General features: G+C 35.8%; 21 protein-coding genes and 1 tRNA gene. 6 read left to right on the top strand and 16 right to left on the bottom strand.

What is annotated here, in order from left to right; genetic code table 11:
* Positions 1-202: 202 nt before the first annotated feature.
* Positions 203-279, bottom strand: a tRNA-Ala gene (locus ACRASX_RS03795).
* Positions 280-383: 104 nt separating this feature from the next.
* Between ACRASX_RS03795 and ACRASX_RS03790 the strand changes: the two genes are divergently transcribed.
* From ACRASX_RS03790 to ACRASX_RS03775, 4 genes are read left to right on the top strand one after another with little or no spacing between them, the layout of a single operon-like run.
* Positions 384-1,154, top strand: a complete 771-nt coding sequence (locus tag ACRASX_RS03790; protein ID WP_432222465.1) for an enoyl-CoA hydratase/isomerase family protein — start codon at positions 384-386, stop codon at positions 1,152-1,154.
* 1 nt (position 1,155) lies between these two features.
* Positions 1,156-1,320, top strand: coding sequence for a hypothetical protein (locus tag ACRASX_RS03785; protein WP_197413405.1), 165 nt, complete (start codon positions 1,156-1,158; stop codon positions 1,318-1,320).
* 46 nt (positions 1,321-1,366) lie between these two features.
* The gene (locus tag ACRASX_RS03780) at positions 1,367-1,819 is read left to right on the top strand and encodes a 6-pyruvoyl trahydropterin synthase family protein (protein WP_066311456.1); all 453 of its coding nucleotides are present in this window, start codon (positions 1,367-1,369) and stop codon (positions 1,817-1,819) included.
* Between the two features lie 13 nt (positions 1,820-1,832).
* Positions 1,833-2,591: a UDP-2,3-diacylglucosamine diphosphatase gene (locus tag ACRASX_RS03775; RefSeq protein ID WP_432222464.1), complete on the top strand. Its 759-nt coding sequence runs from the start codon at positions 1,833-1,835 to the stop codon at positions 2,589-2,591.
* Here the strand turns inward: ACRASX_RS03775 and ACRASX_RS03770 are convergent.
* From ACRASX_RS03770 to ACRASX_RS03730, 9 genes are all read right to left on the bottom strand, one after another.
* Positions 2,588-2,944 carry a hypothetical protein gene (locus ACRASX_RS03770; RefSeq protein WP_066311444.1) on the bottom strand — a complete coding sequence of 119 codons (357 nt, stop codon included), beginning with the start codon at positions 2,942-2,944 and terminating at the stop codon, positions 2,588-2,590. The two genes, ACRASX_RS03775 and ACRASX_RS03770, sit on opposite strands and share 4 nt — an antisense overlap.
* Before the next feature lie 78 nt (positions 2,945-3,022).
* Positions 3,023-4,078: a glycosyltransferase family 9 protein gene (locus ACRASX_RS03765; protein ID WP_432222463.1), complete on the bottom strand. Its 1,056-nt coding sequence runs from the start codon at positions 4,076-4,078 to the stop codon at positions 3,023-3,025.
* 115 nt (positions 4,079-4,193) lie between these two features.
* On the bottom strand, positions 4,194-5,024 hold the full coding sequence (locus tag ACRASX_RS03760) for a sulfurtransferase (RefSeq protein ID WP_432222462.1): 831 nt from the start codon (positions 5,022-5,024) through the stop codon (positions 4,194-4,196).
* Between the two features lie 12 nt (positions 5,025-5,036).
* On the bottom strand, positions 5,037-6,314 hold the full coding sequence (locus ACRASX_RS03755) for an MFS transporter (RefSeq protein ID WP_432222461.1): 1,278 nt from the start codon (positions 6,312-6,314) through the stop codon (positions 5,037-5,039).
* Positions 6,311-8,005 (bottom strand): single-stranded-DNA-specific exonuclease RecJ, encoded by a 1,695-nt coding sequence (gene recJ / locus ACRASX_RS03750; protein WP_432222460.1) that lies wholly within the window; start codon positions 8,003-8,005, stop codon positions 6,311-6,313. The genes ACRASX_RS03755 and recJ overlap by 4 nt, the downstream gene beginning before the upstream one ends.
* 108 nt (positions 8,006-8,113) lie before the next feature.
* A complete protein-coding gene (locus ACRASX_RS03745) occupies positions 8,114-8,458 on the bottom strand; it encodes a HopJ type III effector protein (protein WP_066311434.1) in 345 nt (114 codons plus the stop codon).
* Positions 8,455-9,522 (bottom strand): flavin monoamine oxidase family protein, encoded by a 1,068-nt coding sequence (locus tag ACRASX_RS03740; protein ID WP_432222459.1) that lies wholly within the window; start codon positions 9,520-9,522, stop codon positions 8,455-8,457. The genes ACRASX_RS03745 and ACRASX_RS03740 overlap by 4 nt, the downstream gene beginning before the upstream one ends.
* On the bottom strand, positions 9,519-10,250 hold the full coding sequence (gene rsmI / locus ACRASX_RS03735; protein WP_432222458.1) for a 16S rRNA (cytidine(1402)-2'-O)-methyltransferase: 732 nt from the start codon (positions 10,248-10,250) through the stop codon (positions 9,519-9,521). Before rsmI ends, ACRASX_RS03740 begins: the two co-directional genes overlap by 4 nt.
* Before the next feature lie 75 nt (positions 10,251-10,325).
* A complete protein-coding gene (locus ACRASX_RS03730) occupies positions 10,326-11,441 on the bottom strand; it encodes a hypothetical protein (protein WP_432222457.1) in 1,116 nt (371 codons plus the stop codon).
* 237 nt (positions 11,442-11,678) lie between these two features.
* Here ACRASX_RS03730 and ACRASX_RS03725 point away from each other — a divergent pair, with 237 nt between their 5' ends.
* Complete coding sequence (locus tag ACRASX_RS03725) at positions 11,679-12,269, top strand: thymidine kinase (RefSeq protein ID WP_066311420.1); 591 nt, start codon at positions 11,679-11,681, stop codon at positions 12,267-12,269.
* A gap of 64 nt (positions 12,270-12,333) precedes the next feature.
* Here ACRASX_RS03725 and rpoN read toward each other — a convergent pair whose 3' ends face one another.
* From rpoN to ACRASX_RS03705, 4 genes are all read right to left on the bottom strand, one after another.
* On the bottom strand, positions 12,334-13,797 hold the full coding sequence (rpoN, locus tag ACRASX_RS03720) for an RNA polymerase factor sigma-54 (protein WP_066311415.1): 1,464 nt from the start codon (positions 13,795-13,797) through the stop codon (positions 12,334-12,336).
* A 65-nt stretch (positions 13,798-13,862) separates the two neighbouring features.
* A complete protein-coding gene (gene asnS, locus ACRASX_RS03715) occupies positions 13,863-15,308 on the bottom strand; it encodes an asparagine--tRNA ligase (RefSeq protein WP_066311413.1) in 1,446 nt (481 codons plus the stop codon).
* 353 nt (positions 15,309-15,661) lie between these two features.
* Positions 15,662-16,501 (bottom strand): mechanosensitive ion channel family protein, encoded by an 840-nt coding sequence (locus ACRASX_RS03710; protein ID WP_432222456.1) that lies wholly within the window; start codon positions 16,499-16,501, stop codon positions 15,662-15,664.
* Positions 16,502-16,572: 71 nt separating this feature from the next.
* Positions 16,573-18,987, bottom strand: a complete 2,415-nt coding sequence (locus tag ACRASX_RS03705) for an efflux RND transporter permease subunit (protein ID WP_432222455.1) — start codon at positions 18,985-18,987, stop codon at positions 16,573-16,575.
* A 459-nt stretch (positions 18,988-19,446) separates the two neighbouring features.
* Here ACRASX_RS03705 and ACRASX_RS03700 point away from each other — a divergent pair, with 459 nt between their 5' ends.
* Positions 19,447-19,776 (top strand): DMT family transporter, encoded by a 330-nt coding sequence (locus ACRASX_RS03700; protein WP_066311407.1) that lies wholly within the window; start codon positions 19,447-19,449, stop codon positions 19,774-19,776.
* A 2-nt stretch (positions 19,777-19,778) separates the two neighbouring features.
* Here ACRASX_RS03700 and ACRASX_RS03695 read toward each other — a convergent pair whose 3' ends face one another.
* Together ACRASX_RS03695 and frr are read right to left on the bottom strand one after the other, a co-directional pair.
* Entirely contained in the window at positions 19,779-22,274 is a 2,496-nt protein-coding gene (locus ACRASX_RS03695) for a DUF5686 family protein (protein WP_432222454.1), read from the bottom strand.
* Positions 22,275-22,392: 118 nt separating this feature from the next.
* The gene (gene frr / locus ACRASX_RS03690) at positions 22,393-22,956 is read right to left on the bottom strand and encodes a ribosome recycling factor (RefSeq protein WP_066313408.1); all 564 of its coding nucleotides are present in this window, start codon (positions 22,954-22,956) and stop codon (positions 22,393-22,395) included.
* Positions 22,957-22,983 lie beyond the last annotated feature (27 nt).

The raw sequence follows: 22,983 nt of genomic DNA, 5'->3' as shown, positions 1-22,983 counted from the left end.
TTTTAAAGCTTTAATGAAGACCTAAATCTACGAGTAACGATTTAAGAAAACAAAAGATAGCCTTGCGGTAATTTTGATGATGTACAATAAGTAGAAATAATAAAATCGAATTTTTGTTTTCCAAAAACAATTACAATGCCGCAGTATAATTGCAGTAAAAAATAAAAGCACTTACAAAAAGATTGTAAGTGCTTGATTTTGTTGGTGGAGAATATCGGATTCGAACCGATCACCTCTTGCCTGCCAGGCAAGCACTCTAGCCAAATGAGCTAATCCCCCAAAACGTCGACAAATAAAGACATTTATTTTTCAAAAAACAAATTTCAAAAGCCATTGGCGAAATTATTTTTCAAAACCGTAACTTTACCTCATAAATAATTTTTATGAGTACAGTAATTTCAAAGGGTTCTTTGCACAGCAAGATCGATAATACAATTGCAACGGTTACTTTTGGTCATCCTGCGAGTAATTCTTTTCCAAGCGATTTATTGCAGAGATTGACTGCAGAGATCAATCACTTAAATGGTAATTCTTTAGTAAATGTCATTATTTTAAAAAGTGAAGGGAACAAAGCTTTTTGCGCAGGTGCTTCCTTTGAGGAACTACTTGCTGTAACAAATGAATCAGAAGGAAAGTCGTTTTTCTCAGGCTTTGCGCATCTTATTAATGCTATGAAAAGCTGTTCTAAAATAATAGTAGCGAGTGTTCAAGGTAAAGCAGTTGGCGGTGGAGTCGGAATTGTTGCTGCGTGTGATTATGCTTTTGCAACAGAAGACAGTAGCATTAAACTGTCTGAGTTAGCTATTGGTATTGGTCCATTTGTTATTGAACCAGTATTATCTCATAAAATAGGTAAAACGGCAATGGCGCAAATGACATTGAACGCACAACAATGGCAAACTGCAACGTGGGCGCAGCAAAAAGGTCTCTTTGCTACAGTGGTTACCACTCCCGAAGAACTTATTACAGCAGTTACTGCTTTTGCTCGTAGTATTGCTAGTTACAATCCAGAAGCTTTGGCACAAATGAAAAAGATCATTTGGGAAGGCACAGAGAATTGGGATAAGCTACTTATTGCGCGCGCTGAAATTTCAGGTAAATTAGTCTTGTCTGATTTTACCAAAAATGCTTTACTACAATTTAAAAAACAATAAAATGTCTCTATTTCTTTTAATACAAAATCTTGATGTTTCCGAAAAAATTAAAAATGCACCCGACGAGAGTTATCAAATAGGGGTAGTTATTGGCTCATTTATTCCTGTTGTACTCTTAATCGGAGTAGCGTACTTCTTGTATTATTACAATAAAAAAAGAGATTAAAAGCCGTTTTTAATTTTGTAAATTTGCAAACTCAAAATACAATTCGATGAGTAATATTAGGATCACCAAACAATTTAGTTTCGAAACCGGACATGCACTTTATGGCTACGACGGAAAATGTAAAAATGTACACGGCCATAGTTATAAGTTATCGGTTACCGTTATCGGATCGCCAATTACAAACCGGTCTGATGTTAAATTCGGAATGGTAATTGACTTTTCTGATCTTAAAAAAATTGTTACTGAAGAAATTGTGGATCAATTTGATCACGCTACCGTTTTTAACGAAACAACACCACATATTGAGCTAGCTAAAGAGTTAATTGCCAGAGATCATCACGTGATTTTAGTTGATTACCAACCAACAAGCGAAAACATGGTTGTCGATTTTGCTGAGCGAATCAAAAAAAGATTACCCGAAAAAATTAAATTATTCTCTTTAAGATTACAAGAAACCGAATCGTCTTTTGCCGAATGGTACGCTAGTGATAACTTATAATTGATCCATTTTCATGCAGTTACCTTTCAATAAAAAAGTATATTTTGCTTCCGATCAACATTTTGGTGCACCGACTGCTGAACTTAGTTTGCCACGTGAAAAGAAATTTGTCGCTTGGTTAGATGAAGTAAAGCAAGATGCGGAAGCCATTTTTTTACTGGGCGATTTATTCGATTTTTGGTTCGAATATAAAAAAGTAGTTCCGAAAGGATTTGTACGTGTTTTAGGAAAATTAGCAGAAATTCGAGATAGCGGAATTCCGATTTACTTTTTCGTAGGAAATCACGATTTATGGATGCATGATTATTTTGAAACGGAATTAAATATTCCGGTGTATCACGATAACAAAGAATTTACTTTTAATGGTAAAACATTTTTAATTGGTCACGGAGACGGAAAAGGCCCTGGAGATAAAGGCTATAAACGCATGAAAAAAGTGTTTACCAATCCGTTTTCAAAATGGCTTTTTAGTTGGTTGCATCCAGATATTGGCGTAGGATTAGCCCAGTATTTATCAGTCAAAAACAAGTTAATTTCGGGAGATGAAGATGTAACGTTTTTAGGAGAAGAAAACGAGTGGTTAATTTTGTATGCTAAAAGAAAATTAGAAACAAAACACTACAATTACTTTATTTTTGGTCATCGCCACTTGCCAATGGTCGTTCCTGTTGGAGAAAATGCCGAATACGTAAACTTAGGCGATTGGATTGGATATTTCACTTATGGTATTTTTGACGGAGAAAAATTAGAGATTAAAAAATTTGAAAATTAATTTCTTCCGACACCGTTTATAAATTCATCAATTTGAATAGAGAAAAGGGTTCCTCTTATTAAATCTTCAATTAAGTGAAGTTCTGCCACTGATACGGCTAATTCTATTTCGTTACAAGGCGTTTTTAATAAGAACTTATGGCAATCCTGTTTTAAAACACAATCGTCACAACAATCATTTTGAGCTTGACTGAGCTGGACAAACTCACAAAACTCTTTGAGCTGCTTTACAGTCAAATAAAAGCCGGTTTCTTTAAATACCAATTGTATTTTCTCCAAAAGAGTCTCTTGTTCTTTTTTCCAATAAAAGGAAATACCAAACTCATTGTGATAAACTTGTTCTATTTCTTTCATAATTACGACAGTTGTTCAACAAATGTAATAATTATTTATATTAATTCTAAATTAAAACTTTAAAAGAAAAGTTAAGTTTTAAAGGGAAGAAAGAAGTCTCACTTTAGCCAATTCTATTATTCCTTCTGCTGTTGTAGTATTGGTATCAATTGCAATACTGCCATTGCCGTACGGTTCGTATTTTTCAGGAATTGTTACCGAGAACAATCCTAAAACAGGGATCTGCGAAGCACATGCTAAGTGCATTATTCCACTATCTGCACCTATAAAAAGTTCGGTATTAGCTATAAAAGCTGCGATTTCTCGAACATCTTTACTGTAAAACGAAGGTCCTTTAAAGTTAATTTGAGAAACATTTTCAACCGGAAGTACTTCGACAATATGATAATCAGGAAAAGCAATTTTTAATTTTTCATAGAAAGGATTCCACCATTCTGGCGAATAACATTTCTCTCCAGTAGCAAAAGTAAAAATCGCAATCGTTTTTTTGTCATTTGGTACTAATTCATCCAAAATTATTTTTGATTGTTTCAGTTCCAGATCACTCAACTTCATATTAATTGTAGGTATTTCTTTTTCTTTATTCGGAAACCCCAATTGTTCTAGATAGTATCTGAATTCATATACTGGATATTTCGCCATGTGAACATGGTCTTTATATCTTGTAGTTATTGCTTCGTTGTCCTCACCAAAAAATTTATAATCTGCATTAGCATATTGTGTTGATAAACGACCCGACGAAGAGTTTTTATCGATATTAATTACTAAGTCGTATTTTTTCTGTTTAATTTTAATCCAAACTTGGATGTATTTTAAAACTTCGTTGAATGGCTTTTTAGGTAAATTAATATAATTATCGACCGATGTGTAATTTTTAAAAATAATAGGAGCTAAGCCACCTTTCACAAATAGGTCTATTTTACAATCGGGAAAAGTTGCGTTGATTTCTTGCACCAAAGGCGAAATTAACAATAGGTTTCCCAAACGGTGATTCGGTCGAGAAATTAATACATTTTTAAAATCGACCTTAGAATTGGCATTACGGTTATTTTTAAGCTTAGCTGTACCGACATTTTTAGTTAAACTGCGAGTAATACGCCTTCTTAAAGCGTTAATCTGTATTTTAAAAGACATACCTTGTAATTTGGGAATGTGAAATTACTATAAATTAAGCAAAAACAATTTAAATTTAGAATAACTGTCGTTTTTTAACTATTTAATAATGGTTTCTCAATAGTGATTCTGTTTTTTACTGTTTAGTTTCAACTGGTACTTCAGGCAAAATTCCCCATTCGCTCCACGATCCGTCGTAAATACTTAAATTTTCTATTCCAGCAACTGTTGCGGCCAACGCATCGATACACGCGGTAATTCCTGAGCCACAGGTGAAAATAAGTGGTTTGTCTTCGGCGACAACAGTTTCAAAAATAGATGCTAATTCAGCTTTGCTTTTTAGTGTTGTGCCGTTCAAAACGGCTTCAAAAAATATATTTTTGCTGTGCGGAATATGTCCGGAACGGGCTTCTTTTCTTGAATCTAGTGTAATCCCTGCAAAACGATCCGGACTTCTCGCGTCAATGACCGTTTTAGTTTGGGTATCTAAGTTTTCTAAAATATCAAAACGATTGGAAATGAGAGCAGGCTGGTATTTCGCAATAAAATCTCCTTGTAGATTTGTTATTTTTAATGTTGCTGAAGTTGCATAGCCGTTGGCAATCCATTCGGGTAAACCGCCATCCAGCACAAAAATAGTTGCATGATTCATGGTTAGAAACAGCCACCAAGCTCTTGGACTCGAATAAACACCTATCGTATCGTAAACCACAATAATACTGTCCGAGTCAATTCCTAATTTTCGTGCTGCTGCAGTAAATTGCGCTTCCGAAGGAACCATATTAGGTAAAGGATTGCTTGTATCACTAAAAACAGTCGAAATGTCAAATAACATTGCATTAGGAATGTGCTGATTCATGATAGCATTTGTTTCGTTTGCGGTCGACTTTAAACTGGCTTCCAAAACAATCAATTTTGGATTGTTCTTGTTTTCATTTAGCCATTGTACTGATTTTAATGGATTCATTTTTTTATATTTTTAAGCGTCATCATTATTAGCATCCATATCTTTTTGAAGATCCAACTGCGGAATTGGTGTTTTCCATCCAGTCAAAACTACGGTGAGTAGCGTCATGGTTCCTCCAAAAACTACAGAAGTTACGGTTCCCATTAATTTTGCTGCTAAACCGCTTTCAAAAGCACCTAATTCATTAGATGAACCAACGAACATCGAGTTGACAGAAGAAACGCGTCCGCGCATGTGGTCTGGTGTTTTTAGTTGTAAAATAGTTTGACGAATAACCACTGAAATGCCATCAGCGACACCACTTAAAAACAGTGCTATGACAGAGATCCAGAAAATAGTCGAAACGCCAAAGACAATAATACACAGACCGAAAACAAAAATAGCGACCAAGAGTTTCATTCCGGCTTTTTTATACAAAGGAACATAAGCAGATGTTAAAATCATTAAGAAAGAGCCAACAGCAGGCGCGGCGCGTAATACTCCAAAACCTTCAGGGCCAACTTTCAAAATGTCCTGGGCGTAAATTGGCAGCAAAGCAACAGCTCCACCAAATAAAACGGCGAACATATCCAAGCTAATCACGCCCAGAATTGTTTTGTTGTGATACACAAACTTGAGTCCTTCTTTTAAACTATCCATTACGGGCTCCCCAATTTTAGGATTCAAAATTGGTTTGGTAGTAATTTGGGTTAACGCTAGGAGTGCTAGAATAGAAAATCCAAAAACAGCGCACATGGACCAATGTACACCAATCCAATTGATTGAAAAACCAGCGATTGCAGGTCCTAAAACGGCACCAATTTGCCAAACAGAACTGCTCCAAGTTGCAGCGTTTGGATATACTTTTTTTGGAACTAATAATGACAATAGCGAAAAAATAGTAGGTCCTAAAAACGCACGAACCAACCCGCCAAGGAAAACCAAAAAGTAAATCGAATATAAAACAGTATTTTGTGAATAACCTTCAATCACAACAGGCCACGTCAACAAGAACAAGCCAAAACTAATGACAGAGAATCCCAAAATACATTTCAGCAACAATCCTTTTTTCTCCCTTTGATCTACAATATGACCAGCAAACAATGCCATACCGACGGCGGGAATTACTTCCATTAAACCAATAAGTCCTAAAGAAAGCGGGTTTTTAGTCAAACTGTATACTTCCCATTCGATTACAATAAATTGCATGGACCACGCAAAGACCATAGCAAAACGCACCAATAAAAAGGTATTAAATTCTTTGAAACGAAGTGCTGCGTACGGGTCTTTTTTTATAGTTGGCTGATTCATTGCGCTTTAATATCTTTTAACATCAATTGTATAGAAATTTTATCATTCCATTCATTTTCGCCTATGGTGTAAGCGATTTGAAACTGTTTTTGTTGGCTTACTAAATTAAATTTTTTACCCAATCCAAAACCAATTGCCGCCACACCACTAGAGTTTTCTTGTTTGGCGAACAAACGCAAATGTTCATCTGCTGCGCCTAAAGTTTTTGCGTAACCCGTATCGACAACTTCTGATGTCATAAATATTGGCGTCATATTAAGCGGGCCAAAAGGTTCGAATTGTTTTAAAATCCGAATTAATTTGGGCGTGATTTCGTTAAAATCAATTGCTGCATCGATTTCTATTTCGGGCTGTAGCATTTCAGGGAGTATCGTTTTTTCTACTTCTATTTCGAATGCATTTTTAAAATCTAAATACTTTTCTGGGTTTAAAGTCATTCCGGCTGCATACATGTGCCCTCCAAATTGTTCTAAATGTTCCGAGCAAGCTTCAAGTGCATTATAAACGTCAAAGCCTTTTACCGAGCGGGCAGAAGCAGCATATTTGTCTCCGCTTTGCGTAAAGACCAAGGTCGGACGGTAATAATTTTCTATTAATCTAGAGGCCACAATTCCGATAACGCCTTTGTGCCAATCGTGTTGAAAAACGACAGTAGAAAATCGTTCTTCCTCTTGATTATCAATTATTTGACTTAACGCTTCTTTGGTTATCAGTTTGTCTAAATCTTTTCTGTCGGCATTGTATTTTTCAATTTCAGAAGCAAATTGTTGTGCTTGTTCAAAATCAAATTCGGTTAACAATTCAACCGCATGATTGCCATGCTTTATGCGTCCTGCGGCATTTATACGAGGAGCAATGATAAAAACAACATCGGTAATTTCGAGTGTTTTCTTTTTTACTTGATGAATTAAAGCTTTTATACCTGGACGAGGATTTGAATTGATTACCTGCAAGCCGAAGTAGGCCAATACTCGATTTTCGCCCGTCATCGGAACGATATCTGCGGCAATTGCAGTCGCTACTAAATCTAAAAACGGCGCTAAATCTTCAATATTTTCATTTCTGTTTTGACCTAAAGCTTGTATGAGTTTGAAGCCCACGCCACAACCACACAATTCGTCATAAGGATAACTACAATCATTTCGCTTGGGGTCTAAAACCGCGACAGCATCAGGCAATGTTGCTCCAGGCCTGTGGTGGTCACAAATAATAAAGTCGATATTTTTTGCTTTCGCGTAGGCGACATGTTCAATTGATTTAATACCACAATCTAAAGCGATTATTAAAGAAAATCCATTATCGTCGGCAAAATCAATTCCCATAAACGAAATACCATATCCTTCGGCATAGCGATCTGGAATGTAGGTCGCAACATTGGGATAATGCATTTTTAAATAGGAAGAAACCAAAGATACGGCCGTGGTACCATCGACATCGTAGTCCCCAAAAACCAATATATTCTCATTATTGGCAATGGCAATTTCGATACGTTCCACTGCTTTATCCATATCTTTCATTAAATATGGATCGTGCAAATGGGCCAAGGAAGGCCGAAAAAAATCGCGCGCTTCATCAAAAGTTTCAATGCCACGCTGAATCAAAAGTTGCGCTACAAAACTTTCTACATTTAACGCTTCCGCTAAATGTTTGATTTTATCTGCAGCAGGTTTTGGTTTTAAGCTCCAACGCATCTGATATTTAATTAAGGATGTATGTTTTATTTCAATATAAGAAATCCAATATTTTTAAGCAATCTAATTTTATGTATTGAAAATCAATAGATTAGACGCGTTATATTGCTATTTTGCTTCCAACGCACTTCCGTAAAATGCAATTCCGTCCCAGCCTGTTTTCATAAAATTACGAATGTTTTGGTGGTTGCTTCCTTCTGGATCTTTCAATACTTCTTCGTAATAGTAAGCGCCAAAGCAAGATAAAGTTGCAGCTGCAGATAAATTTTGAATTTCGGCAAAGGCGAACAATTTACAAGAACCATTGTTTTCGCCAGCAGCATTGTGCAGCGTTCCATTTTCGAAAGCAGTAGGAGCGAAGGTATAATTGTCCTCAATTACTGCAATGGTTTCTGAAAAGATAATTGCTTCGGGCGTTTGATGTAATTTTTCTAAAAAAGCAGTTAAGTTCATTTTATTTTTTTTAAAAATTGAGCGGCAATTTCTTTTGCTGCAACGATTGCTCCTTCCATATAACCTGGGTTTTGAGAAGCAGTTTCTGATCCAGAAATGAATAATTTACCGTTTAAAAATATATTTTTATAATTTGGATGGCCATTGTTTTCATGACCCATGAGTAATTGTTCGTAAGGGAAAAATGTTAAAGGTTCGTCACGCCATACTTTTTCATGATAATCGACATAGTTGTTTGCTTCAGTACCAAATAATTTAGTCAATTGCAACATCACTTTTTCTTTTCGCTCTTCGCGAGACAAAGCATGTGTGCCACCATTTAAAAATCCTTTTAAAGCATATCCATTGTGGTCAAAAGTGCTGTGATCGTACATTTCTTGAATAATACTTGCTTGGCTAAAAAGTGTACCCGAATAATTATTTGTTCTCCAAAAAGGCGTGGCATATTCAACCGAAAATTTGATGGATTCTCCCATCCAAGTATGTGTTTTCTTAGCTAGTTTTTCAATTGATTCAGGCAGTTGAGGTTCGAAACCAATAGTTTGCACTAACAAATGTGGAGGCAAAGTACTGATGACTTTTGATGCTTTAGAGGTAATTCCGTCAGCAGTGGTAATTTCCAAATAGCCGTCCATTTCTTTTATGGAAGTTACTTTCGAGTTGGTTATGATATTTTGAATGCCAACTTCCTGTACCAATTTCTCAATCAATTTTGCCGTGCCACCAACTATGCGGTAAGAGGGCTCTTCGGCATCTGAAATTTCAAATTTTTGAGGTGGGACAAAAGACATTGTTTCGAATAGAGAGATGCCTTGTGTGTGCTGCTTAAAATAAGGAATGTTGAATTCCTCCAATAGCGCGATAAGATTCTGGTGTGGTTTACTGAACCACGTAGCGCCCATTTCCATAGTTGCTCCAGTTGCTCCCGTCAAGGTTTCAATTCGACCGCCACTTCGAGTGTCAGCTTCTAAAATAGTGACTTCATAGCCTTTTTTTTGCAACAAATAAGCACTCATTAAACCCGATAAACCGGCACCGATGATTGTTATTTTTGTTTCGCTCATGCTTCTTCTTCTTCTTTCTCGTCTTTTGAGAATTTCGATCTTTTTGGTTCTTTTACAATTGGTTTTCCACCAACCACAACCACAATTTCTCCTCTTGGTGCAATTTTTTCAAAATGTGCTAATACTTCACCAACCGTTCCACGAACATTTTCTTCGTGCATTTTTGACAATTCGCGACACACGCAAATGGGTCTTTCTGCTCCAAAATAAGTCACAAATTCAACCAATGTTTTTAGTAATTTATGCGGAGAAACATACAATATCATCGTACGTGTTTCTTCGGCTAAAGCCAAAAAACGAGTTTGTCGGCCTTTTTTGTCAGGTAAGAAACCTTCAAAAATAAATTTATCGTTGGGTAAACCACTATTGACCAAAGCAGGTACAAAAGCTGTTGCGCCAGGCAAACATTCCACTTCAATTTTATTTTCGATGCAGGCGCGCGTCAATAAAAAACCAGGATCTGAAATTGCAGGAGTTCCCGCATCTGAAATCAAAGCAATGGTTTCGCCACCTTGCAAACGGGAGATTAAATTCTCGGTGGTTTTGTGTTCGTTGTGCATGTGATGACTGTACATGTGTGTACCAATCTCAAAATGTTTTAATAATTTTCCGCTCGTTCGGGTGTCTTCTGCCAAAATTAAATCGGCTTCTTTCAAAATCCGAATGGCACGAAAAGTCATGTCTTCGAGGTTGCCAATGGGTGTCGGAACGATATATAATTTGGACATAAAATTAGCAGCTAAAGTTTATTTTAAAGTAATGCGTTTTAAAACGCAGTCGATAATAAGTTTTTTATTTAAAATTTACAGAAATTTCTTTTCTAGAATTTCCATAAAACGATGGGCGTAATCGTCTTTGCCATCCCAATTGTTGTAGTCTGGCTTAACCATATCTTCTATAAATTGTCTCGTTTCGCCAAATGTGTCAAAAGTGATTAATTGATTTAAAACACGATTGTAATCTTCTGGACTGTTGCCAAAAAGATGCTTAGTAAAAGCCAAACGATCGTTTAAATCAATATGAATTCCTTTGGAAAGTCTATCGTTTAAAGACATTGCTTTCGGTTCCGCTTTTTCTAAAACAGCAACTTCTTGCTCTTCTTTCTTTTCTTTAAATTCGGTAATTTTTGGAGCAGATACAAAAGAAACATCATCTACTTTTACAAATTGAGTTTCAACATAATTAATACCCATTAAATCTTCAAAAGAAATTTGAACGGCTTCCGATGGTTTGTTTCTCTTCGGTTCTTCAATGATCGCAATCTCTTCGTCCTCTTCGTCTTCATTATCTAACTCAAAAGCAGGCGTAAAATCGCTAAAACTGGTTTCAGTAACTCTTTCTATTGCCTTCTTTTCCTCATCATTCAATAAAGAAATCGCATCATCATTGTATTCGGATGCAGCCGTTTTAGCCTCTTCTTCTTGATATATTTCAGAAACCAAAACCTCAGGTTCTTCAGCGATAAGTTCTTCATCGATTGTTGATTCATAATGTACTTCTTCAGCCATTACTTCAGCAACAATTGCTTCTTCAGTGCTAATTTCTTCTGCTAATGGTTCTTCTGCAATTTGATCCTCTACAATTGGCTCATTGTGAATAGAAGTTTGTAGTACAGCTGCATCATTTGACGCTGTTGTTTCTTCTAAAATGATCGTTTCAGCTGCCAGTGGCGCTTCCATTGTAGAAGCTTGTAGTGCTATGGTTTCATTTTTAAAAGCCTCTTCGATTTGAGAGACAATTGCTGCGCGGCCAATAGTTGGTTTTGCATCATCAAAATTGTCATCGACGAATTTTAAAACAGCTAATTTTTCATATAATTTTTGTGTTTCCAAATACAATTGGTTGATGTCGGATTTATTTGTAAGCTTTAAAATACGATGTGCAATGCTGATTAATTCGGCTTCCAATTTCTTTTTCATATCAGATAAAATTATAGTGAGTAGCGTAGTTTGCTAAAAAAATGTTTTTTTGTGAATGTATTGTACTATTAAGATTGCGGATTTACTTTTATTTCTCGAAATAAGTGTTTGCGAATCTTCGATTTGATAAAAATTTTCTACTTTTGAAAAAGCCTAAAAACAGACTATTTTTAGCTCCAATTATTACCAGTACAAAGTAATAAAAACTATTCATTTTTAAAGCTAGAAAAATACAAAATGTTTCTCGAAAATACAGTAAATCACAAAGAACAGTTTGGTTGGATTGAAGTCATTTGTGGCTCAATGTTTTCGGGTAAAACCGAAGAGTTAATTCGACGATTAAAGCGCGCTCAATTTGCCAAACAACGTGTCGAAATTTTTAAACCAGCCATAGATACCCGATATCATGACGAGATGGTAGTGTCTCACGATTCTAATGAATTTCGTTCTACTCCCGTACCTGCCGCTGCCAATATTGCTATTCTAGCGCAAGGCTGTGACGTGGTCGGAATTGACGAAGCACAGTTTTTTGATGATGAAATTGTGACTGTTTGCAACGATTTAGCCAATCAAGGCATTCGGGTAATTGTTGCGGGTTTGGATATGGATTTTAAAGGAAATCCGTTCGGACCCATGCCTGCTTTAATGGCAACGGCAGAATATGTGACCAAAGTACATGCTGTTTGCACGAGAACCGGAAATTTAGCCAATTATAGTTTTAGAAAAACCGACAGTGATAAATTGGTAATGTTAGGCGAAACCGAAGAATACGAGCCGTTGAGCCGTGCCGCCTATTTTAATGCTATGAAAAAGAATAAAGAGAAATAGAAGTACTTACTTTAAACAAAAAAGAGATAAACTGGTAATTGGTTTATCTCTTTTTTTATGTGTTTTAAATTTTCTTTCGCATTCTGGCTACCGGAATATCAAGTTGTTCTCGGTATTTGGCTATAGTTCTTCGCGCAATTGGATAGCCTTTTTCTTTTAAAATTTCAGCCAATTGATCGTCAGGTAACGGTTTTTGTTTGTCCTCTTCCTCAATCGTATTTTGCAAAATCTTTTTAATTTCTAAAGTCGAAACGTCTTCTCCTTGATCATTTTTCATCGATTCAGAGAAAAACTCTTTAATTAATTTAGTTCCATACGGAGTTTCTACGTATTTGCTGTTGGCCACTCGAGAAATCGTCGAGATGTCCAAGCCAACCAAATCGGCAATGTCTTTCAGAATCATTGGTCGCAGTTTGGTTTCGTCGCCTTCTAAGAAAAATTCTTCTTGATAATGCATAATGGCATTCATCGTTACAAAAAGTGTTTCTTGGCGCTGTCGAATGGCATCGATAAACCATTTGGCCGAATCTAATTTTTGTTTGATAAATTGCACCGCATCTTTTTGATCGGCCGATTTATCTTTAGATACTTTATACGTTTGCATCATTTCTTGATAATCTTTAGAAACGTGCAAAGTCGGTGCATTTCGACCGTTTAAAGACAATTCCAATTCACCTTCTACAATACGAATAGCAAAATCGGGAACCACATTTTCAGTCACTTTATTGTTTCCTGTAAATGATCCGCCTGGCTTTGGATTCAATCGCTCTATTTCGTGCACTGCTTTTTTAAGCTGATCATTCGAAATATTATATTTCTGCATCAATTTATCATAATGCTTTTTGGTAAAAGCATCAAACTGATTTTCGATAATGTCGTACGCTAAATCAACAGATTCCGTAGGTGTTTTATGCTTCAATTGCAACAACAAACATTCTTGCAAATCGCGTGCACCAACACCCGAAGGCTCTAGTTCATGTATAACTTGCATCATGCGTTCGACCATTTTCTCATCGGTATAAATACCTTGGGTAAATGCCATATCATCCACAATGTCAGGAACACTGCGTCTTATGTAACCCATGTCGTCGATGCTGCCCACTAAAAATTCAGCAATTTCTCGTTCTTCGTCGTTCAGAATAAAAGTATTCAACTGATTGATTAAATCTTGATGAAAACTAATTGGCGCTGCATACGGCATCTCACGATCTTCGTCTTCGCTGTAATTATTGACTTGCGTTTTATAATCGGGCGTGTCGTCATCGCTCAAATAATCATCGATGTTAATGTCTTCCGCCTCGATTCGTTCAGATTCCGACTCATCGTAATCATCAAACTCTTCATTAGCAAATTCATCTTCAGCATCGTATTCGTCTTCTTTTCCTGCTTCTAAAGCTGGATTTTCATTCATTTCTTCCAGCAGACGTTGCTCAAAAGCTTGCGTAGGCAATTGAATTAGCTTCATCAGCTGAATTTGCTGTGGAGATAATTTCTGTGATAATTTTAAATTTAAAAATTGCTTTAGCATTATTTTCTGTAATCGTTAAATTTTTTATTGTTAAATCGTTAATCGATTAACCGACTCATTTTTGTTTAAAATTCAGCACTTCCAGGTGTTCTTGGAAACGGAATTACATCGCGAATGTTAGTCATACCGGTTACAAACAATACCAAACGTTCAAAACCTAGTCCGAAACCAGAGTGAACTGCTGAACCAAAACGGCGCGTATCCAAGTACCACCATAATTCTTCTTCGTCAATTCCTATAGCTCTCATTTTCTCTACCAAAACGTCGTAACGTTCTTCTCTTTGAGAACCACCAACGATTTCTCCAATTCCAGGAAAAAGGATGTCCATGGCGCGAACAGTTTCTTTTCCAGGCTCCGTATTATCGTTCAATCGCATATAAAATGCTTTGATGTTGGCAGGATAGTCATACAAAATTACCGGACACTTAAAGTGCTTTTCAACCAAGTAACGCTCGTGTTCCGATTGTAAATCAGCTCCCCATTCTTCAATGATGTAACTAAATTTTTTCTTTTTATTTGGCGTCGAATTTCTTAAAATATCAATTGCTTCGGTATAAGATACACGTTTAAAGTTATTTTCTAAAACAAAGTTCAGTTTTTCCAACAAAGCCATTTCGCTTCTTTCTGCCTGTGGTTTCGATTTTTCTTCTTCCAACAAGCGACCTTCCAAGAATTTTAAATCTTCAGAACATTTATCCAACGTGTATTTTATTACATATTGAATAAAATCTTCCGCCAAATCCATATTGTCGTCCAAATCATTAAATGCAACTTCTGGCTCGATCATCCAAAACTCAGCCAAATGGCGAGAGGTATTCGAGTTCTCAGCTCTAAAAGTTGGTCCAAAAGTATAAATCTGACCCAAAGCCATTGCAAAAGTCTCTCCTTCTAGTTGTCCAGAAACCGTCAAATTGGTTTCTTTTCCAAAAAAGTCTTCTTTGTAGTTTATTTTACCGTCCTCTGTTCTAGGGGTATTTTCAAAGGGTAAGGCAGTCACTTTAAACATTTCTCCCGCGCCTTCTGCGTCAGAACCTGTAATAATTGGCGTGTTTACATATACAAAACCTTTTTCTTGAAAATAGCTGTGAACTGCAAAAGACAATACGGAACGCACACGCATAATAGCGCCAAAAGCGTTGGTACGCACACGTAAATGCGCGTTTTCACGTAGAAATTCTAACGAGTGTTTTTTAGGCTGCATCGGAAATTTCTCTGCATCCGAATCTCCCAAGATTTCTAATTTAGAAACTTGAATTTCGTATTTCTGACCAGCACCCTTGCTTTCAATCAAAGTTCCTGTTACCGAAATCGCAGCGCCAGTAGTAATTCTTTTTAATGTTTCTTCGGCCGTATTTTCAAAATCTACAACACATTGTATATTATTAATGGTCGACCCATCATTTAGCGCGATAAATTGATTGTTTCTAAAAGTTCTTACCCATCCCTTTGCATTCACTTCTTGAAGTGTCGTCTTGCTAGTCAGCAAATCCTTAACTTTTGTGTGTTTCATTTTAATTGTAAAATTGATTTAAAAATAGTCGTCCAATCTCTGCAAATATAAATCTTTTCTTTGTAATTGCCCGTTTTTTGTAGGTCGACACTGTTTTATTAGGAGCTATTTCCCGTCATCCGCTATATCTTTTGGGGCAAACCATGCCCCAAAAGGATGCCGCTACTACCGGGGCTACGGCTTTAGTGCTTTTATAAGATTAAAGAGTCATTGTCAAATACAAAATTCTTCTCATTATTTGTACGAAGTTACTAGCTAAAGAACTTAATTCCATTACTCAAAAACAATGTAAAAGCAAAAAATCCCGCACTTTAAAGAGCAGGATTTTTTTATAATTTGTAAAACTAAAATTCTTAATTTGATCCCTGTACCGCATGAACGTGCACGCCCATTTGTGGAAAAGGAGGAGTTAAGTTATGATCTGCAAATCGAGTGTATACTTTTTCATTCATATCAAAAAATACGCCCCAATAATCGGGACCATTAACCCAGGCACGAACCACAAAATTTACCGAACTTCCAGACAGCTCAGACAAGCCCATAAATACTGCAGGGTCTTTTAAAATACGTTCGTCTTCTGTGATAAAAGTGTTTAAAGCTCTCTTAAAATCTTCGACATTATCACCGTATGCGATTCCGAATTTCCAATCGACTCTTCGCAGATCTTCCGCGGAATAATTGATTATTGCTCCCGTAGATAAAGGTCCATTCGGAATAATAACTAACTTTTTATCTGGCGTATTTAACAGTGTCGAAAAAATGCTGATCTCCTTCACGGTTCCGGCAAAATTTTGAGCTTCGATATAATCACCAATTTTAAATGGTTTTAATATCAGAATAATTATTCCTCCAGCAAAATTTTGAAGCGTTCCCGACAAAGCCAAACCAATGGCCAGACCACCAGCACCGATAATTGCTACAAACGAAGTCATCTCTATGCCAATCATTCCCATTACCGTAATGGCCAATAAAATTTTTAAAATAATGTTGGTTAAACTTCTTAAAAACGGAATAAGAGAATGATCAATATTTGATTTCTCCAATGATTTTGAAACACCTTTGGTTATTAATTTGATAATCCATAAACCAACAAAAAGAACAATAATTCCGCCTACCAGTTTGGGGGCGTAAAAAACGGCAAAATCAGTTAATTTCTCTAAATAATTATGTAGTACAACTACTTGGTTTTCCATATTAATTTTTTATTTTTTTTCTAGTATTACGCTGCTACTATTAAGACGTAGCCTGCGACAAATTAGTGCTCTTATCGTTCGTTTCTTTCGTCTTCCGTTTCCGAAAGATCGGCTAAAACGTCAATCGTGGGCTTGGTAAATTCTTGTTGATTAGCCAATTTTTTATTCAATGTTAACACTAAACTCGGCAGTAAGATCAAATTCGATAACATTCCGAATCCTAAAGTAATCGCGATCAATCCTCCTAAGGCAACAGTTCCTCCAAAATCGGATAACATAAATACCGAGAATCCAGCAAATAAAACTACGGATGTGTAAAACATACTCACACCGGCTTCTTTTAAAGTAGCGTATACGGAACGTTTAATTTTCCAATTATTTTTAGTTAATTCCTGACGGTATTGCGCCAAAAAGTGAATTGTATCATCGACCGAAAGCCCAAAAGCAATACTAAAAACTAATATTGTAGAAGGCTTTAATGGAATGCCGAAATAACCCATCAAACCAGCGGTAATCATCAATGGTAACAAATTGGGAATTAACGAAACAACCACCATTTTTAAAGAACGGAACATAAAAACCATCAGTAAAGAAATTAGCAAAACGGCAAATAGTAATGATGTTACCAAATTACTTAGCAAATACTTTGTTCCCTTTTCAAACACAAAAGCTTTACCGGTAAGTACTACTTTATAGTGATCAGCGGGAAAAATAGAGTCAATTTTACTTTGTAATTTATCTTCGATTTTAGCCATATTTCCCGTGCCAATATCTTTCATAAAAGTTGTCATGCGTGCAATTTGTCCCGTACTGTCTACGTAACTTTTCATTACATTTTCGTCGGCATTTTTACTGGTGTTTTTGGCATAGCTTAAAATAAACGATTGCTCTTGCGCTGTTGGCAAAGCATAATAGTCAGGATTGCCATTGTAATAAGCTTGCTTAGAATATTTAACCAAGTTTAAAATAGAAATAGGTTTAGAAAGTTCTGGAATTTCTTCTATCGCACTTTGAAGCTCATCCATTTTTTTTAAGTTAGAAAGTTTCATTGCTCCTTTTTTTCTTTCGGTATCAATGGTGATTTCAAGTGGCATTATACCGTCAAATTCTTGTTCGAAAAATAAAATGTCATTAAAGAATCCCGTTTTCTGCGGCATGTCTTCAATCAAACTTCCAGATGTTTTAATTTGTAAAGCACCAAAAATACCAACTGCAAAAATAAGAATGGCAACACCATACACATAACGGCGCTTGTAACGCACGGTATGTTCAATCCATTCCATAAAAGCACGAGTATAGTTTCGGCTCAAATGTTCTAAATGACGTTCTTTAGGAATAGGCTGATAACTGTAATAAATTGGAATCGTAATTAAACACAAGAAAAACAACGATACAATACTTACCGATGCGACAATACCAAATTCTTTCAGCAACACGCTGTTGGTGATGATGAAAGTAGCAAAGCCGGCTGCTGTTGTTAAGTTGGTCATTAAAGTAGCGGTTCCTACTTTGGTAATTACGCGTTGTAAAGCTTTTGCTTTATTGCCGTGCGCTTGGTATTCTTGCTGATACTTATTGGTAAGAAAAATGCAATTGGGTATTCCGATAACAATGACCAGAGAAGGAACTAAAGCCGTTAGTACGGTGATTTCGTAATGGAATAATCCTAAAAATCCGAAGGTCCACATTACACCGATAATTACAATTACCATTGAAATTAAAGTAGCACGAAACGAACGGAAAAAGAAGAAAAAAATTAGCGAAGTAATCAAAAGAGACGCGCCCACAAATAAACTAATTTCGTCGGTGATGCTCTTGGCATTTAATGTTCGAATGTAAGGCATACCCGAAACGCGCAAATCAATTCCGGTTTCTTCCTCAAAAGCTTCAATTTTCGGAATAAAATCATTTAAAATATAATCTTTTCGGCGCTCTGTATTGACAATCTTTTTATCTAAATAAATGGCTGAACGTATGCTTCCGCTTTTTTTATTAAAAAGCAATCCTTCGTAAAACGGCATTTTTTCGAACAGATCTTTCTTTAAACTAGTTAAATACGTTTTGTCTTTGGTCTTGCTTTGATTGACAAAAGGAACCAGTTCAAAAGTTTGTAGCGAATCGTTTTTTTGTAATTTTTGAAGGTCGCTTATCGAAACGATTAAGTCAACTTCTTTTTGTGCTTTAATGCTCGCCATTAATTTGCCCCACGCTTCGAAAGCTTTTGGTGTATAAAAAGCATCGTCTTTTACGCCAACAACAATTAAGTTTCCTTCTTCACCAAATTCTTTTAAAAACGTATTGTATTCGTTATTAATAGGGTGGTCGTCTGGAAGTAAGTTAGCCTCGGTAAATGAAAACTGTATGTTTTTCCATTGCAATCCGAAAAAAACAGTCAGTAAAATAATTAAACTTAAGATCGCAATTCGATTTTTAAGAACAATACGTGCTATAAATTCCCAAAAGCCAACTTTTAATTTCTTTTTCATAATGCATAAAATGGGTGCAAAGGTAAAGAAAACAGCGGTAAAAGCTTAGTATTAAGCTCTTTTTTTTAATTGGGAAGTCTTAAAATACTCCCAAAATACGCGTATGAAAATAGTACGCAAAACTGTATTTTGCTCCACTACTTTTTAATTAATCGAAATGAATTGTAAAGCAGATTTATCGTTTAATAGCAATTTAAAAATCCTAGATCTATGATTGGATCGGTGGAATCGGGAGAATAAATTCGCATTTCTACAAAATTGAAAAGTCAGATTCTTTTATAATAAGTGCGTTAGATATTATTTATAATTTTACTTCTGAATCATTTGCCATTCGTAAATCAGACTTTTATTTCTATTTTTACAGCAGAAACTGCGATTTGTCTCTTTATCCGAAGCATTTTACTTTCGAAAGTATTTGGTGGCGAAACGTCTTTTTGGTGTAACTATTAAACTTTAAAAATGAATTGGATTTTACTTATAATTGCTGGATTGTTTGAAGTTGGTTTTGCTTCTTGTTTAGGAAAAGCGAAAGAAACAACCGGAATGATCGCAACCTACTGGATGATTGGATTTTTTGTTTGCTTAACGATAAGCATGGTTTTGTTGTATAAAGCCACGCAAACCTTACCAATTGGAACAGCTTACGCAGTTTGGACAGGAATTGGAGCGGTTGGAACTGTTTTAGTAGGAATATTTATTTTTAAGGAGCCAGCAACCTTTTGGAGGATTTTCTTTTTAACTACGTTAATAGCTTCGATAATCGGACTAAAATTTGTGTCAACTACTTAAAATCACAAACCAAGATCTAGCCGGAAAGAGAGTTTTACTGCAATATTATCTTGTATTTTAGCTAAGCCGTTTGGGCCATATCGATAAAAACCACTCAAACCAAAACCTTTGTAAATTTGGTTTAACTCAATGCCAGATTCAAAAAAACCGTTGTTTAATGTTTTATAAGTTGGACCAACATGTTGCTCTGGTTTTTGAAGATCTCCCCAAGCCATTCGGGTAACTAAAACTAAAGAAGGCTTTAATACACTTAATAAAGTAATTCGATTAAAACCATGTTTTAGCTGCAGCATTGCGTATTCTGTAGAGAAAAATTCATTGAAATACATGGTTTCAAAACTATTTCGACCTGCAAAAGTGATGCGTTCAAAAATAGTTTCTTTAGTTAAATTATTCGGACCCGTATTGTATAAATGGGTAAGAGGAACGTTTCCGTATGCATAACCCAATTGCAGTAAAGCACTCGATTTTTGTCCGTTTAAGTATTTTTTTTCGACTTCAGTTTTAAAATCGATTTTACCAAAAAGAAAATCATTTTGTAAAACATTAGGTAAGGCTTGCGTGTATTGCAAGGTAAATTTAGGATATCTTTTTTCAGATTCCATTCTTCCCGTTGGTGTTTGCATGTATTCACTAAAGGGATTCCAGGCAATAGAAAGCATGGCGGTCGTCATGACATAATCAGAGTATAATTGGCCGTTTAAATTATATAAGTAATCAAACTTTGGTTCAATATACGATCGAGAAAACTCTAACAAAGCTTCGGTTTTCGGAATTATTCTGGTCTGAAAATTTGCTTTGTAGCTCACATAATGGTAAAAAGTACTAATGTTGATCGGTCGTGGATCATATAGTTTAAAAACACGTTTGTCAACAGCATAAACCGTACTTGCAATTTCTCGAACATCATCGGTGTAGGATGCATTGAGCCACGAATTGGTTAATTTCCCAACCCTAAAACCGCTTCCTATATTGTATTTAAAAACACCATCTTTGGTTCCATAAGCGCTGTAGCCCTCGATCCGGAAATTTTTAGACAGATGATCGTTGGTAACTCCTCCTATTCCAAAACGAAAACCTTCATAATTATTGTAACTGATTAATTTTCGCAAATCAAAATCAAATATTCCGAGAGGTAAATAACCATCAATTACTTTTCGCCCAAATTTTAAACGACTTTCAATTCGTTTGGCAATTGAAATACTATCCAGCAAAACATAGCTTTTTTGACTTCGAATATCCAAACTGTCTTTGCGGTATTTTTTCCAAAAGGATTCTTCTCTCGTAATGGCTGCTTCGGTTAGTTCCATTGCAATAGCCGGCCTCTGGATCCTAATAGGCACATTGTATTCTAGATCGAATGTGTTGCTTTGCGAAAGAACATACGTAAAATCGGTGGCTTGTTTTTTGCGAGTTTTAAAATCTTTTTCGGTATCTCCTTCAAATTGAATCGTTCCGCCTAGTATTTTAATATCGTCGTCATTCTTGCCTTTTACAATTTTAAAGGTAGTGCTTTGCGGAAACCAAATTTTCTCATTTTCGAGGTATTCAAATTCATGTCTACCGCTGATGTCTAAAACCCCTCTAATTCGCATTAAAGCTTGTGCTATTCCGTAGTTTTCGGTATCAATATAAAGTGCACCTTCTAAACCATTAGCACGACTTTTCTTTTTATTTTTAAAATAAACCATAAAAGTTGGTCTGCCTTTAATTTTTATGGTGTCCAGTATTTTATAGTTGTAATCGTGCAAAGCATCTACTGAAATCGGACTGTTGTATTTGGTTTCGAACAGTTCGTACTTAGTATCATAAATCGATAACGACTGTAAATTAAAGCCCATTATCTCGTATATAGGTTGCTTAAAACCAGCCATTTTAATTCCTAATACGGTTTGTTTTAGTTTGTTGTTGGAAAAGTCAAACTGCGAAACTTTTTCAGTTTGAAATAAATGTTGCTTGCTAATTAATTCTTTGAATTTATAATTAGCAGAGTCAATCTCAATTCGTTGTCTGCTCGTATTTCGGTGCGTGATAGTTGTGTCAATATAGCCTCTGATAGAATCTGGATTAGCAGTAACAATAAGTTTGTTGTAGTTTTTATATTTAAAAGTCGTCCATCTGTTTTGCGGATTGGTGTTGCGCTTCGCCGCAATAGTCTTGCGAATAATGTTTAAAGCAGGATTTTCATTCGATACCACAACTGTTTTTAGTGATGCCGTTTCTTGCTTTAAAATAATGGTGTAAAAAATCTTATCGCCTCGAACGGGAATCGTTTTTAATTCGTAACCAATATAAGTCACCGACAAGGAATTGACCAAAGCATTAGAAGCAATACTAAATTTACCATCGACGTCAGTAATTGTCGTTAGATTATTATCAGTGCTAATGGTCGCAAAAGGTAGTGGTTGCTGTTTTTTGTTGGTTACAATTCCGTTTACTTGCATTTGCGCTTGAGTGCCAAGCGATAAAAGAAGCAGTAAAAACAAATATAATTTCATGACGAGAAGCGGTGTAATAATTTGCGGCAAGCCAGATTGGGTAGTACAAAAGTAGCAATAAAAAAATCCGTCTTGCATAAAAAAACAACAAGACGGATGGATATGAATTAAAAGTGAATTACACTTTCATTATTTCTGCTTCTTTAAGAACTAAAACTTCGTCAATTTTTTTAATAAAAGAGTTGGTTAGCGTTTGTACTTCTTCTTCTGCGCCTTTGCATGCATCTTCTGAAGTTCCGTCTTTTTCTAATTTTTTAATATCAGAGTTGGCATCTTTACGAGCATTGCGAATGCTAATTTTTGCATCTTCCGCTTCAACTTTAGCTTGTTTAGCTAAATCTCTACGACGTTCCTCTGTCAATGGCGGTACACTTATAATAACTACATCACCATTGTTCATTGGGTTAAAGCCCAAATTGGCAATCATGATCGCTTTTTCGATTGTATGCAACATATTTTTTTCAAAAGGCTGCAACGTTATCGTTCTTGCGTCAGGAACGCTAATCTTTGCTACTTGGCTCAACGGTGTTGCAGACCCATAATAATCAACAAAAACGCTTCCAAGCATGGCTGGAGAAGCTTTTCCTGCACGAATATTTAAAAAAGCTTTCTCTAAATGCGCAACCGAATCACTCATAGATTCTTGGGTACTCTCTAATATAAAATTTATTTCTTCGTTCATTTTTTTAGTTTTTGGTTTCAATCTCCG

Source organism: Flavobacterium sp. TMP13 (assembly GCF_050847115.1).
GTDB lineage: Bacteria > Bacteroidota > Bacteroidia > Flavobacteriales > Flavobacteriaceae > Flavobacterium.
This window is presented reverse-complemented; position numbering and strand designations above follow the sequence as displayed.